Genomic DNA, 15,000 nt, shown 5'->3' with positions numbered 1-15,000 from the left:
ATCGTGCTGTTTGATATGACGTTATTACAGCAAGCACTTAAGGCATTTTGCGGGAGTAAAAATGGCAATCTGGCGATCAATAGTGGCAAAAAAATGGCAATTGACGTTTCATGCGCGAAGAGGGTTTTCTCTGCACACAGTTTGGGTATAGTCATCACAACGCAAGATACGAAGACAGAGTTATGAAACACATCGCGATAGTGGAAGATGACGCGGCGATCCGAGAAAACTACGCCGATGTTATTCGCCGCCAGGGTTACCAAGTCCATACCTACCAAGACCGGCCCAGCGCGCAGGCGGCCTTTGAGCGGCAATTGCCCGACCTAGCGATCATCGATATAGGCTTAGGCAATGAAATCGATGGGGGGTTTGCCCTTTGCCAATCCCTCCGCGCCTTGTCGGCGACGGTGCCGATTATATTCCTCACCGCGCGTGACAGTGATATTGATACCGTGGTTGGGTTGCGGATGGGCGCGGATGATTACCTCACCAAGGATGTGTCTTTGCCGCATTTAATGGCACGTATTGCCGCCTTGTTCCGTCGCTCTGATCTTTTGGCACAAAGCCCGTCTAAAGCGGATAGGCGTCTCCAGTGTGGCCCTCTTGACCTCGACCTGGACCGGATGCGGGTCTATTGGCATGACCAACTGATTGATCTCACCGTGACCGAATTTTGGATGGTACACGCCCTCGTCAAACGACCCGGGCATGTTAAAAGCCGTCAAGCGCTCATGGATGAAGCACATGCTGTGGTGGATGACAGCACTATCACCTCACACATTAAACGAATTCGTAAGAAATTCATGGTGGTTGATAAGCAGTTTGATTGCATCAGTACCGTTTATGGCATGGGCTACCGTTGGGATGAGGCCCCCGAATGATCGCGAAGTTACACCCGCTTGCGCGTCGCATATGGCAACACCTGGCTGGGATCCGTACCAAAATAGTGGTGCTATCGAGCTTTTTGCTGCTGTTGCCCTATCTGGGGTACCAATATGTGTGGGAGATGGAAACCGTACTACGACAAGGGCAAGAGCAAACCTTGATGGGCACCGCTCGCGCCTTTGCCATGGGGATGAATGACCGACCGGCGCTCTTTGCTTATCGGCAAACGCCCTCAAAGCTGGAACCAGGAAAGGATCTCCACGCTTTTCGTCTTAACCACCCCATCAGGTTGGATGGCGACTTGAGCGACTGGCACCCAGATCGCCATCATCAACGCCTTTACCAGCGTGATGGCCTGATTTTTAACCAAGTCCCCTACCACAGTGACCAATTGGCGTTGTCAGTGCTCACCGGCAGCAATACCGATTCTGTTTATTTCGGTCTCAATGTCACCGATACGACGCCAACCCCAGCTCAGAAAAAGGGGGATATAACCAGCCAAGATCACTTGATTATCGCGCTCACATCCCCTCAAGGGGCGTTTTATCGCGTCGCGCTCAGCCAAGCCCGCAACAGCGATAATGCCCATATCACTCATCTCGCCAATGGACTACCTGAGCGGGCTGATGAGACCACGATGGAAGGCCCCGCTCAGCCCTTGCCCATCGCGGCAAAATGGCAAGCGACAGAAAAAGGGTACAGCATTGAAGTGAAACTCCCCGCCAATTGGATTGGTCAGCAGCTGGCGCTTGCCTATTATGATCGCGGCAATGGTTTCGAGCGGCCACTTAACGCCATCATCGGCAGTGCTTCAACGCGCTCCCCCACCACACTGGGCAGCTTTATGATGCCCTCGGCCGCTATCCAATCTCTGATTGAGCGAATGAATAACGACGCATCGCGGGTTTGGATCGTCGACAAACACAGTCGCGTGCTCGCCAAAGATGGCGATATTCAAACCTCCAATGGCGTTTGGCAGCCTCAGTCGCCTTCAGACCAACCAGAGGGGTTGATCCCCTGGATAACCGACACACTACTGCGCCCCTGGTATGACCGCTTGCTCGTGACGCCACCCGATCACTTCATCGACGCCATGCAGCAAGCCTCTATTTACCAAGGCGTGCAGGCACAGCAAGCGTTGCAAGGACGGCCTTATGCGGGTTGGCGCAGCTCGGACGATAACCAAGCGATGATCTTATCCGCCGCCTATCCTATCTGGCTCGACGACCGTGTCGCCGGTGCGGTGATCGTCGAAGAGACCACCAACGGCATTCGCAGTTTACGTAATGAAGCATTGGAAACCCTGTTTTCCGTTATGCTGGCAGTGATTTGTACCGGTGTGTTGTTGCTGCTGTTATTTGGATCCCATATCGCCAAGCGCTTACGCCGCCTCCAACACGAGGCCGACCACGCTATCGATAGCCAAGGTCGAGTCACCGGCGCCATAACCACCACGCATAGCCATGACGAGATTGGCCGGCTGTCACGCACCATGGCCGACATGGTCCGCCGAATTGCCGGGTATAATCACTACTTGGAAGCCATGAGTTCGCGGTTATCCCACGAGCTACGCACGCCGATTGCCGTGGTGCGCTCCTCGCTTGAAAACATGGCCTACACCCAGGAAAACCCAGAGCATTTAACCTACATTAATCGCGCGCAAGATGGGGTTCACCGCCTAGCGGGGATTTTATCGACGTTAACCGAGGCCACCCGCCTAGAGCAGAGCTTTGATAACGCTGACAAGGAGACAGTGGATCTCAATGCCCTACTAGAAGGCTGTACCCAAGGCTACCAATTCGCTTACCCAGATAAGACCTTTACCTTAAGCCTGCCCCATCACACCGTAAAGGTATTCGGTGTTCCTGATTATCTGGCGCAATTACTCGACAAGCTTATCGCCAATGCCGTGGAGTTTGATAACGGCACCGCCCCCATTGCCTTATCGCTGTCACAAAATGCGCATCAGATCGCGATGACCGTCAGTAATCGCGGCCCATTGCTCCCCGAGCATATGCGCGAACAACTCTTTAACTCTATGGTCAGTGTCCGCCCTGATGGTCAGAGCGCGGATAAGCCTCACCTTGGCTTAGGACTGTATATCGCACGGTTAATCGCCGACTTTCACCAAGCCGAGCTTGTCGCTGCCAACCGGCCACACGGAGATGGCGTGACGCTGTCACTTATATGGCCTAATACACAGTCAATCGCACACTGATTGATCTTAAACAGATTGGCCCCAATACTGATTAACAATGCCCTATATTGATAAGGGACCGTTTTTTTACGGGACCACTCATCGCGTGACACCCCCGAGCAAGGAGCCAATATGATTGAATTTTATTCTGCCGCGACACCTAACGGGCAAAAAGTGGCGATTGCGCTAGAAGAAATGGGGCTGGATTATCAACTCCACAGCGTTGATCTCATGGCCAATGAGCAAAAACAGCCCGATTTTTTAGCCATCAACCCCAACGGTCGTATTCCCGCGATTGTCGATAGAGCCAATGGCGACTTTCCTGTCTTTGAGTCAGGGGCAATTTTACTTTATCTCGCCGAAAAAACGGGACAATTCTTACCCAGCGATCCCAAGGCGCGCTCACAGACGATTCAGTGGCTGATGTTCCAAATGGGAGGCGTGGGGCCAATGATGGGGCAAGCCAATGTCTTCTATCGCTATTTCCCAGAGACGATCCCCGCCGCGATTGAACGCTATCAAAAAGAAGGCCGCCGCCTCCTTGAAGTGGTCGATAAGCAACTGCAACAGCACCCTTACTTGGCAGGAGATAGCTATACCATTGCTGATATGGCCACGTGGCCGTGGGCGAGGATCCATGAATGGAGCGGTGTCAATGTTAGCGGATTAGACGCGCTACAAGCGTGGCTAGACAAACTCGCCGCGCGTCCTGCTTGTCAAAAAGCATTACTGACTCCCGCGCCTGATGAGGCAACAGACGATGAACGGGCCGAGCAGGTACGTGGCATGGTGACGCGATAGCAAACTCGCTATACTAACGCGTCATGTTCGAGTCAGACAGACAGCCTATCAGCTGTCTGTCTGCTAGTTTGGTCGTTTTGAGGAGGTCGCGTGTTAACACCTTGCATTGGTCACTGTCGGCGTGAAGAAGACATTTGCCTCGGTTGCAAACGCACGCTTGACGAAATTGTCCGCTGGGGAAAAATGACGGACACTGAGCGCGAAACCATTATGTTAGAGCTGGAAAATCGACCAGACCCTTGCCCTACTGACCCGCCTCGCCGCTCACGAAACCCGTTCAAGCGCCGTACTGGCTGAAGGCGCAAGCGGTTTGCGATACTCGATAATCACCGTGCTGCCCTCATAATGCACGGCTTCAATCGCCCCATCGACGATCACTTTACTGGTCACGAGCACGTCTTGCTCGACCTGTTCGCGGTCGCGCAAGCTGGGGAGAATCTTGTTCGGTTCAACGCTCATCGCCTGGCAAAACGCAAACACAAACCGGCTGTTAAGGACGGCATCGCCGTGAATGCACCGCGAAAAGCTAAGGTGGCTGATCTCAAGCTTTTTTGCCATTTCTATCTGGGTAATCCGAGCTTTCGCTTTATAAGACATCCATGTCTCGTACAAAGCCTGTCTGTCTTGATCATTAAACGTCATCACGGTGTCCACTGGCTATCGTTTAAAAGCCACTAGCCTAGCAACCCAGTACGCCACAATGTCAGCACGGGGTAAACGGCGAGTAAATCTTGCTGGAATCGTGCAGCTCGGTTAGGATCCAAGAGCCCTGATCAGATAAGAGATGTGCTATGGACGTCAACTTGGCGAATCTACCTGCCGACGAGAAACAAAAAATTGAACTCGATAAACAAGCTGCCTACGCCGTATGGAAGGTAGTGAATAACCAAGCGCCACAAACCCTTTACCAGCAGGAGGCCAGCGCCTTAGTCGATTGGCAGCGCGAGGTGTATCTCGCCAGTGTAGAAAAATACCGTGCACAACCTGACGCCTTTATCATCCCTGAGGCCGCTTCCCCCGAATAAGGTTTTACCAGCACCTTCGCATCGGTGCTGGCACCTGTCAGTCAGCGTACGCCACACGGTTTTTATCGCCGACATCATTACGCCAAGCTTTCATACGTCTCAACCCCTCACCACTGTTTGGTTTTATCTTACTCGCTGCTGATAGATGCTGAAAATAAAGCGCTTATATCAGTAAGCCTCTTACACGGCGTTTAAAACCCGAATCTCTGTCTTTATTGCCTAATAATTCCTTCATCAAAACAGCACCAAATTGTTATACACTTTTCATCTATCAACTAGCAAAAACCGCCCCCTCCCTCTATTGTTATTCTTATCAAAAATTTCTTTTTTTATTTGGCATAAAGGCAATAGAAGCACTAATTTCAAATAAACGTTGGCTGGGTGACTCCTTGTTGGGCAACAAAAAACCGCATAAAAAAGCGGACAATACACGCACACCAAGCACAGGAAGCACCCTTACTTTTTAGACAGGCAAACACGCGCTCAGTAAGGGGTAATTGTCATGACCTTAGGGTTTAAATCTCGTATCATTTTTGGGGTGGGGCTGCTCGTCACCCTCTCTCTGGTGGTTCTCGGTTCGATCAATGCGATGTCATTACGTGACAAGATGGTCAGTGCCTTGGTCACCCAAACTCAAAATAAACTTGACCATCATGTTACCGCGTTAGAGCAGCTGGTGCAGTCTCAGCTCACTGCGGTAGAGCAAGGTGCCGGGCACTTCTCGAGAAATTTGACCGAGCCTGAGAATGTCGCACAAGTCCGTATGCTCGCGGACACCGCCGGCATCGCCAATGTGATCATGACCTACGAAAACGGTACGTCGTACATGTCTAATCACAATGGTAATGGTGTGACCACCAATGAATATAACTTCCGAGACCGAGACTGGTACCGTACGGTTAAATCCGATCAGTCCATTCACTTGACTGACATTTACACGGACAAGGTCACCGGTGGAAAAGTGATCAGCGCCGTGGCACCAGTGTTTGAAAACGGCCAGTTTATCGGCGCGCTGCTTGGTGATATTCCGTTAGAAGATGTCATCACACAAGTCAGTGAGATGCGCTTTGCCGGTGGGGCCGCGACATTGACGGATCAAAACGCGGTGTTTTTTGCCAGTGATGACCCCAATGATATCGGTAAAACCCCCTCTCAAATTAGTCCTAACTTTTCACAAATGGAGAGCATGTTCCGCAGTAGCGAGCAAGGTCACCTCACGTTCCCCTATTTAGGCATTCAATTTGATGGCTATTTCCAGCGAGTCAACCTAACCGAAAACAGGTATTGGACCCTGATGGTTTTTGTTGACCAAGAAACCGCCCTGGCGGGAGTTCGCGATGCCCAATTCGAATCGATTGGCACCGGTGTTGTCCTCCTTATCGCCAGCCTGGGTGCCATTTATGCGATTATTCAGTTTTCGTATCGCCCCTTACTCAAACTCAAAGAAGCAGTATTGGATCTGTCGCGCGGCGAAGGGGATCTCACCGCTCGCCTTGACGTGAACGGCAATGATGATTTGGCGCAAATCAGTGACGGCTTCAACCGCTTTGTCGAGAACTTACAAGGCATGATATTGAGCGTCGCCGAGTCGAGTCAGGCGATCTCCGCCAATATCAGTCAGCTTTCCCAAACGACCAGCGAAAACGAATCTGTGCTCGACGCGCACTCCTCTGAAACCGAGCAAGTGGTCACCGCTATCACTCAAATGAGTGAGAGCGCGCGAAACATTGCAGAAAACGTTTCTCAGTCAAACAGCATCACCGCCTCAGCCAGTAAAGAGGCCAACCAGTCACTCAAAGTGGTTGATAACGCTGTCGTCACGGTCAGTGCACTGGTTGATGAAGTGGAAGAAATGTCTGGCCGAATCACCAGCATGAACAAAGATGCGAATCGGATTAGTGACGTGCTGACGGTAATTGGCGAAATTTCCGAACAAACGAATTTGCTGGCGCTCAACGCGGCCATTGAAGCGGCGCGCGCTGGCGAGCAAGGCCGAGGTTTTGCAGTGGTTGCCGATGAAGTGCGTGCCCTCGCCGCTCGCACGCAAAGCAGCACCACGGAAATTTCTGAGATGCTCACCGCGTTACTCGATGGCACCTCGAGTGTGGTCGAAGCCATGGAGAAAACCAAAGAGCAGTGTCAGACCACGGCAGACAAAACCTCAGAAGTGTCCAACAGCTTGACCATCATGAGCTCATCTGTCACCGAAATCGACGATGTGAGCACCCAAATCGCCACGGCCACCGAGCAACAAAGCTCTGTCGCGGAAGAGCTGAGCAAAAACATGCTGTCGATTCGGGATATGGTGAATAAGCTGGTAGACAGTGGCAATCAAACCACCGCGGCCACCAAGTCGCTGACTCACTCGAACGAAGAGTTAGACCGCATGGTTCACAACTTTAAATTGCAATAAGTCAGCAAAGCCCTGTAGCTCAGCGGGATTGGCGTTGCAAGGCCGCGGCGCCATATCCCGTACCAAGCAAAACTCGGCTCAGCACGACACAAGCCGACTATGGCTGACGTTCACCCGATTAGGCAGTATATGACTGCCTGCTTCCTATTGGCGAGGGTTGTACCTATGTCTCGTTCTTTTCCAACACACGCGTTAACCACGACGTTTGCCCAACAATACCAAACCATTCGCCAACACTTTTTCGACCGTGACCCTGATCGCTGGCCCGTCTATCGGACGCCAGAGCTGGCTCATTGGTTGGAGAACGGCATGCATCCTGTTGTGGCCGACACGGCGAATCCATTGAGCCAACAAACGCATGTTCCCGAACAAAGTGACATTAGCGCCACGACACTGCCTCATCTGGCACGGCAAGCCGCCACCTACTCCAAAGATTGGACATCACCTCGTGCGGTGGAAAACGTGATCACCGCCCCCTGCGATCCGGCGATACATGGGGCTCTCCTTGCTACCATGGCGAACCCCAATCTCGTGTATAGCGAATACGCGGGAATGTCTGTAGAGCTAGAAAAAACACTCGTGCGCCAAGTCGCTAATTTGATTGGCTATGATCCTGACCAAGCAACCGGAATTGTTACCCAAGGCGGGACGTTCGGCAATTTGTACGGTTACTTGATGGGACTGAGAAAGCAGTTCCCGCTATCAGGCCAGCGGGGGTTGCAAGGACAAGATTTTCGCATGATTAACTCACTCGCCGGCCACTATTCAAATATGACTAACCTCGGTTTACTGGGCATAGATATCCCCAACCAGGTATTGCGTATTAAAGTGGATGCCAACAACCGACTTGATCTGGACGATTTTGCCTACTCGCTCAACCATTGTTTAGCCGAGAAGATACCGGTGCCTACCATTTTGCTGACCTTTGGTACCACAGATACCTTCGCGATTGACGACATTGAGCGCGTGTATCAAATCACGACGCAAGCCTGTCAGCGCTTTGACACGTCCGTAAAACCACATATCCATGTTGATGCGGCAGTGGGCTGGCCATTAGTGATGTTCAATGATTATGATTTCGCCGCCAACCCCATCGGGATCAACGCTGCGACATTGAACAAACTTCAAGCATTAATACCACGCATCCGCGGGCTACGCTTTGCCGATTCCATCACTATCGACTTTCAAAAGTGGGGATTCGTGCCCTATACCGCCAGCCTGGTAATGTTCAAACAACACACAGACATGGAGCATCTCAAGCAAGATCCGCATTACTTTTCTTATTTTGAAAGCAGCAAAACACAACAAACCCATCTACAGTCGACAATAGAATGCTCGCGTGGCGCCGCAGGGGCTTATGGCAGTTATTGCGCCCTCAATATGCTGGGTAAACGCGGCTATCAAACCATGATTGCGCATAGCTTGCAAAATGCCGAGTATTTAAAAGCGCACCTAGACGCACTCCCCCATTGCAAGGTCGTCGCTGGTGACAACTTGGGGCCGACGGTCGCGTTTCGCCTCTATCAACCCTCCCCGACACTGGATGTGAATGCGATGTTCCAACAAGAACAAACCTTGCATCAGGTCGGGGCGCGCATTGACAGCATTACCCAACATAGCTTATTCCACCGTCAGCATTTTCTTGCCCGACAAGGCAAAAAGCTACAAACCAATTGGGTCGAGTCCATTGCACACACAGAATTTGACTCCAATGGCCAATGCCTGTTTATTCCCGGTGAGAAAGCCGTTTTTTTAAATCCGTACACGCGTTACACACATATTGATGAGTTTGTCGCTTCGATATGCACCGAATACACAGAACAGTTGGTCTAGTTACCAACGCCAAAAGTGCGGCATAAACAGCGCCAATACGGTGAAATACTCCAAACGCCCTAGGATCATGGCAATATTTAGGATCCAAATGCCCGTATCTGTCACGGGCTGGAAGTTACTGCCTACTTCACCAAAACCTGGCCCAAGCACATTGATACAAGCGACCACGGCAGTAAATGCCGACCAAAAATCGAGCCCGGTCATCATCATTAATAGGGTAAACACACCGGTAGTCAGCGCTGCCAGCGACATAAATGCCATCACCGCTTGAGTCACATCGTTCGAGACCACCTTGTCTTGATAACGAATCGGGATCACGGCCGAGGGGTGTACCAGTTGGTGTAATTGGCGACGAATGATTTTAAAAGTGACAATATCACGGATCATTTTATTGCCGCCGGCAGTCGACCCTGAGCAGCCGCCAAGATAGGCGCAAAACACCAAGAATAAGGCGGTTGCCGCTGGCCACGAGCTAAGATCCGCGGCCCCAAACCCGGTACTGGTAATAAAAGAGACCACATGGAACGCCGCAAAGCTTAGTGATACCCAGAGCGATTCATAACGCGCTTCGCCGAACAAGTAAAAGCCCAACATCAGAGACAGGCACGCCACCACAATCAAAAATACCCGTGACTCTTCATCATCGATATACAGTTTTAAACCGCGCCAACCGATACGGAAAATACGAAAATGCAAACCAAAATTGATCGCGCCCAGCAGCATAAACACATTAGAAATCATTAAAATAAGGTGGCTTTGAAAATACCACATGCTGGCATCGTGGGTAGAAAACCCACCGGTTGAGACAGTAGAAAAACTATGGGCAATCGCATCATACGCACTCATGCCAGCCATGTAATAGGCCAGCGCACATACAAGGGTGATCACCACATATACCCCCCACAAATAGTGCGCCGTTTTTGAGATTCGGGGGGAGAGTTTTTCGTCTTTGATTGGCCCGGGCGTTTCCGCTTTTAATAGCCGCATGCCACCCACGTTGAGCATTGGCAATACCGCGACCACGAAGATCACCACGCCAAGCCCTCCCATCCATTGCAAAAATTGGCGGTAGAGCAAGAACGAAGCAGGCATATTGTCCAAGCCACTTAAAATGGTGGCCCCTGCCGTACTCAAAGCACTGATCGACTCAAACGTGGCATCAGTAAAGTTAACCCCAGTGACCAACTCTATCGGAATACCGCCCAGCAACCCCACCAATATCCAGGTCAGCGTCGAAAACAGTAACGCATCGCGAAAGGTGACCTGATTGAGTTTGCTTTGCCGAAAAAGCCACGAGATGGCCAATGATGAAATCATCATTAGCAAAGAAGGGTAAAAGAAGTCGGTTGAGACACCATCGCGGAAAATAAAAAGCGATAAGAGTCCAAAAACAAATTGGACAACACCCATCCATAAAATAGGCATGCCAAGCAGACGCAGGGTATTTTTAAAGTTAATCATGACAGAGGCAACTCATCATTAACACGCTCGTGGTTTATCGATCCATCGCCACCACGCGTAGCGACAAACAGTGGCGTGACGCTTATCACCTCACCGTTTAACTATATCGGTCTTATTCCTGAATGTCATGGTGGATTAAAGACCTCATATCTACGTCGTTAATACCCTGCATACAAGGCATTACATCGCAGACACGTTACAAAAAAGCCGGGCTTCACTGCCCGGCTTCCTAATTTTACTGTGCTTGACGACGTTCGCCGCGCGCACGGTTGAAACGACGTTCGCCACGGCCACGCTCATTACGGCCACGACCGCCACCATTGCGGTCACCACCACGACGCTCGCGCATGATCTGACCTTCAACACGCTGTGCGTTGGTTTCTTTTTGGCGAATGCGCAGTTTTTGCAACTGTGCAAACACGTCTTTCGGCATGGTTTTCGGCAGCTGTACAAACGTATGTGCCGGGGCCAGCTTGATTGCGCCAATGTTTTGCTTGTTTAATCCAAGCTCATTAGCAATCGCGCCCACGATATCTTTAACCTGAACACCTTGCTCACGACCCACGTCCAATTGGTACGTATCCCAATCAGCTGGGTTGGTGTCACGACGGTCAGTGCCATTTTGACGATCGTCACGACGACGTTCGCGGCGTTGTTTCTCACGCTCCATCGCCGCAATCATCGGGTCTGGGCCCTTGTAGAACAATGGACGCTTGCCTTGCTGGCGTTGTAGCAACATCGCTGCCAAAGTGGTTGCATCCACGTCGATATCGTTTTGCAGTTGCTCAATCAGCTCAACGAAAGGTGCCATGGCATCGCCATCTTTCTTTTCAGCTAACTCGCCGGCTAGTTGAGCGACACGTGCTTCCGCCACTTTATCGCGGTTTGGCAGCTGAATTTCTTCCATCTTGGTCTGCGTGACACGCTCAACCGTGCGCAGCATGCGCATTTGGTTCGGACGCACCAACAGAATCGCTTTACCCGCGCGGCCAGCACGGCCAGTACGACCAATACGGTGAATGTAAGACTCCGCATCAAACGGAATATCATAGTTAAATACGTGAGTGATGCGCGGTACATCAAGGCCACGTGCCACGACGTCAGTCGCGACCAAAATATCAATCACGCCACGCTTTAAGTGATCAACCGTGCGCTCACGCAGTGACTGTGGGATATCCCCGTGCAGTGCCGCCGATTTAAAACCACGCGCTGACAACCAGTCGGCAAGACGCTCGGTGTCTTGGCGGGTGCGCACAAAGACGATAGACGCATCAGTGTCTTGCGTTTCTAGCAGACGGCTCATCGCTTCGTCTTTTTCAACACCTTTAACCACCCAGAACTGCTGCTCAACCTTCTCAACCGTACGGTTGCTACCCGCGACGTCGATACGCGCCGGCTCACGCAAGAAGCGATCAACGATTTGTTTCACGATAGGCGGCATGGTTGCCGAGAACAGGATGCGCTGTGCACTCTCAGGCGCTTGCTCCATGATCCAGGTAACATCGTCCACAAAGCCCATCTTGAGCATTTCATCCGCTTCGTCGAGGATAAAGGTATGCACTTCGTCGAGTTTCAAGCGATCGCGGTTGATCAAGTCTTTCACACGTCCTGGCGTACCGACCACGATGTGCGCGCCGCTTTTCAGCGCTTTCATTTGGTCAACAATCGACGCACCGCCGTAAATCTCAAGGACTTTTAAGCCTTTGATGTTTTGTGCCAGCGTCTTCATTTCCGCCGCGACTTGGATGGCAAGCTCACGCGTTGGTGCCATAACGATAGCTTGTGGCTTACGCTGGCTTAAGTCGACTTTGTTCAACAGCGGCAGCGAGAATGCAGCGGTTTTACCCGTACCGGTTTGTGCTTTACCGAGCGCATCACGGCCTTCGAGGAGTACAGGGATAGAAGCGGCTTGGATAGGTGTGGGGGTTTCAAAGCCCATTGAGTCAAGCGCAGACAAAAGGGTGTCGGCCAGATCTAACTGGCGAAATTTGGTTACAGATTCTTGCATTGGGATCCCAATCTATAGAGTGTAGCGAAACGGGGCCCCTCAAGCGTTCTGCTCAACCATGCAACACTGTCTGTCATACAGTGTCAGTCACCAGCGCCATGGGCCTCGGTCATTAAGGATGTGCATTCTGCGCTATTTACACTAAAAAAGCCAGAAAAAGTTGAACAAGTTCACAAAATTTGCGGCATGTGAGCAGGTTTATAGCAATTTGTACATAGAGGCAACAAAGGTCGCGGTAATTCTCCGCACTTTCCATACGTTTAAATCGAGTCACAGGATTTTAGTGTCACGGGTTGGTTTTGAAACAGTGAATCCGTATAGTGTGGCGATCCGTTTATCGAGACCCGAGTTATGTTTCAAGACAATCCCCTGCTAGCACAGCTAAAGCAACAAATCCAAGAAACCTTGCCGAAAAAAGAAGGCCAGGTAAAAGCCACCGAAAAAGGCTTCGGCTTCCTCGAAGTTGATGACAAGACCAGCCTTTTCATTCCGCCTCCTTATATGAAGAAAGTGCTCCACGGTGACCGTGTTGAAGCCTTTGTTCGCACCGAGAAAGACCGCGAAGTGGCTGAGCCGGATACGCTGGTAGAAGCCAGCTTAGATCGCTTTATTGGCCGTGTGCAGTGGATCCGTAATCGTCTCAACGTGGTCCCCGATCACCCGCAAATGAAAGACGCCCTGCGCGCAAAAACGCAGCGTGGCTTGTCGCAAGACAACTTGAAAGAAGGTGACTGGGTCGTCGCGTCCCTCATCCGCCACCCACTGAAAGGCGACGACAACTTTATGTGCCAGGCCAGTGAAAAAATCACCGATGCGGACGATAAAATTGCGCCTTGGTGGGTCACGCTGGCAAAACATAACTTGCCCAACCAAGAGCCGGCCCCAAAAGATGAGTGGCCACTGCTGGAGCAAGGACTCGAACGTCGCGACCTGACTGATTTACCGTTTGTGACCATCGACAGTGAATCCACCAAAGACATGGATGACGCCCTGTACGTCAAAGCCAACGCACAAGGTGGCTTTACCATGACAGTGGCCATTGCCGATCCAACGGCATACATTGATGCCGATGAGGCGCTCGATAAAGTCGCGCGTGACCGCGGGTTCACCATTTATTTGCCTGGGCGCAATATACCAATGCTGCCGCGTGATCTGAGTGATGACTTATGTTCACTGCGAGCTAACGAAAAGCGCCCGGCGCTTTGCTGTACCTTCAATATCGCTGCCGATGGCACTATTGCTGATGACGCAGAGTTCTTCTCGGCTTGGATTCAGTCACATGGCCAGCTGGCCTACGACAAGGTATCTGACTACATCGAACAAGGCGAACAGGCTGCATGGCAACCAGAAACACCGGCCATCGCCGACCAAATTCATCAGCTTCACCAGTTTGCACTTGCTCGCATTGAGTGGCGTGAGACGCATGCGGTGACCTTCCCCGACCGTCCTGATTATCGCTTTGAGCTCAGCGAAGACAACGATGTGATTGCCATCCACACCGATCAGCGCCGCATTGCCAATCGGATCGTGGAAGAGTCGATGATCAGCGCCAACATCTGCGCAGGCCGCAAGCTTCGTGACGCATTCGGGTTTGGTATCTTTAACACACACGCCGGCTTTAACAGTGAAAAGCTCGACGATGTGGTCGAGCTGGTGAAAGCGCACGACGGCGAGGCGGACAGCGAAAGCCTAGCCACCGTCGAAGGCTTCAGCGCACTCCGTCGCTGGTTAAACAGCCTAGATACCACCTATCTCGATAATCGCTTGCGCCGTTTCCAAGCCTACAGCGAAATTGGTCATGAGCCAGCACCACACTACGCGATGGGCCTAGATGTCTACGCCACGTGGACATCACCTATCCGTAAATACGGCGATATGATCAACCACCGCTTGCTTAAAGCGATTGTTCGCGGTGAAACAGAGGCCAATGCCCCGGCCGATACCGTGGGTGAAGAGCTTGCTGGCCATCGTAAGCATCACCGGATGGCCGAGCGCGATGTCGCTGATTGGCTCTATACCCGCTTGCTCAAGCCAGAAGTTGAAGCGCAAACCCGCTACACCGCGGAGATTTTTGACATCAACCGAGCCGGAATGCGTGTACGCTTGCTGGAAAATGGCGCGCCTGCCTTTATTCCATCGTCGTTGATTATGGATAACAAAACGCGGATTGCTTGTGATAAAGAGACGGGCACAGTGACTATCGACGGGAATATTGAGTTCAAGCTCGGTGATAGCCTAGAAGTCATTATCGCCGATATTAAAGAGACAACGCGCTCGATTGTGGCTAAGCCAACCCAAGTATTTACCCTGCCTGAGGCGTCACAGAGCGAATAAATCTGTTCTCGCTCTAACCACGCCCGTCGTGCAAAATGTCCGC

At 51.6% G+C, this 15,000-nt stretch carries 11 protein-coding genes; 8 read left to right on the top strand and 3 right to left on the bottom strand.

Going from position 1 to position 15,000, the window contains the following annotated elements:
* Positions 1–182 precede the first annotated feature (182 nt).
* The 4 genes from pdsR (at position 183) to FCN78_RS16170 (ending at position 4,180) form a co-directional block, all read left to right on the top strand.
* Positions 183–881 (top strand): proteobacterial dedicated sortase system response regulator, encoded by a 699-nt coding sequence (pdsR, locus tag FCN78_RS15715; RefSeq protein WP_077659197.1) that lies wholly within the window; start codon positions 183–185, stop codon positions 879–881.
* Complete coding sequence (pdsS, locus tag FCN78_RS15710; protein ID WP_077659196.1) at positions 878–3,103, top strand: proteobacterial dedicated sortase system histidine kinase; 2,226 nt, start codon at positions 878–880, stop codon at positions 3,101–3,103. Before pdsR ends, pdsS begins: the two co-directional genes overlap by 4 nt.
* A gap of 111 nt (positions 3,104–3,214) precedes the next feature.
* Positions 3,215–3,883: a glutathione S-transferase family protein gene (locus tag FCN78_RS15705; RefSeq protein WP_077659195.1), complete on the top strand. Its 669-nt coding sequence runs from the start codon at positions 3,215–3,217 to the stop codon at positions 3,881–3,883.
* Positions 3,884–3,973: 90 nt separating this feature from the next.
* On the top strand, positions 3,974–4,180 hold the full coding sequence (locus FCN78_RS16170) for a DUF1289 domain-containing protein (RefSeq protein ID WP_077457855.1): 207 nt from the start codon (positions 3,974–3,976) through the stop codon (positions 4,178–4,180).
* Here FCN78_RS16170 and FCN78_RS15695 read toward each other — a convergent pair.
* Positions 4,148–4,525 (bottom strand): hypothetical protein, encoded by a 378-nt coding sequence (locus FCN78_RS15695; RefSeq protein ID WP_077659258.1) that lies wholly within the window; start codon positions 4,523–4,525, stop codon positions 4,148–4,150. The genes FCN78_RS16170 and FCN78_RS15695 overlap by 33 nt on opposite strands.
* 149 nt (positions 4,526–4,674) lie before the next feature.
* On the opposite strand from FCN78_RS15695, the gene FCN78_RS15690 reads away from it, so the two are divergent.
* The 3 genes from FCN78_RS15690 to FCN78_RS15680 all read left to right on the top strand — a co-directional run bounded on the left by FCN78_RS15690 (position 4,675) and on the right by FCN78_RS15680 (position 9,154).
* Positions 4,675–4,908, top strand: coding sequence for a DUF3283 family protein (locus FCN78_RS15690; RefSeq protein ID WP_077457857.1), 234 nt, complete (start codon positions 4,675–4,677; stop codon positions 4,906–4,908).
* Between the two features lie 502 nt (positions 4,909–5,410).
* Positions 5,411–7,321 carry a methyl-accepting chemotaxis protein gene (locus FCN78_RS15685; protein ID WP_077457859.1) on the top strand — a complete coding sequence of 637 codons (1,911 nt, stop codon included), beginning with the start codon at positions 5,411–5,413 and terminating at the stop codon, positions 7,319–7,321.
* A gap of 165 nt (positions 7,322–7,486) precedes the next feature.
* Positions 7,487–9,154 (top strand): pyridoxal phosphate-dependent decarboxylase family protein, encoded by a 1,668-nt coding sequence (locus FCN78_RS15680; protein WP_077659194.1) that lies wholly within the window; start codon positions 7,487–7,489, stop codon positions 9,152–9,154.
* Here the strand turns inward: FCN78_RS15680 and FCN78_RS15675 are convergent, their stop codons facing one another.
* Positions 9,155–10,615 carry a TrkH family potassium uptake protein gene (locus FCN78_RS15675; protein ID WP_077659193.1) on the bottom strand — a complete coding sequence of 487 codons (1,461 nt, stop codon included), beginning with the start codon at positions 10,613–10,615 and terminating at the stop codon, positions 9,155–9,157. It abuts the gene before it with no gap.
* A gap of 235 nt (positions 10,616–10,850) precedes the next feature.
* Positions 10,851–12,623, bottom strand: coding sequence for a DEAD/DEAH box helicase (locus tag FCN78_RS15670; RefSeq protein WP_077659192.1), 1,773 nt, complete (start codon positions 12,621–12,623; stop codon positions 10,851–10,853).
* Positions 12,624–12,974: 351 nt separating this feature from the next.
* On the opposite strand from FCN78_RS15670, the gene FCN78_RS15665 reads away from it, so the two are divergent.
* Positions 12,975–14,957: an exoribonuclease II gene (locus tag FCN78_RS15665; RefSeq protein ID WP_077659191.1), complete on the top strand. Its 1,983-nt coding sequence runs from the start codon at positions 12,975–12,977 to the stop codon at positions 14,955–14,957.
* Positions 14,958–15,000: the final 43 nt, after the last annotated feature.

Source organism: Salinivibrio kushneri, assembly GCF_005280275.1.
Classification (GTDB): Bacteria; Pseudomonadota; Gammaproteobacteria; order Enterobacterales; family Vibrionaceae; genus Salinivibrio; species Salinivibrio kushneri.
This window is presented reverse-complemented; position numbering and strand designations above follow the sequence as displayed.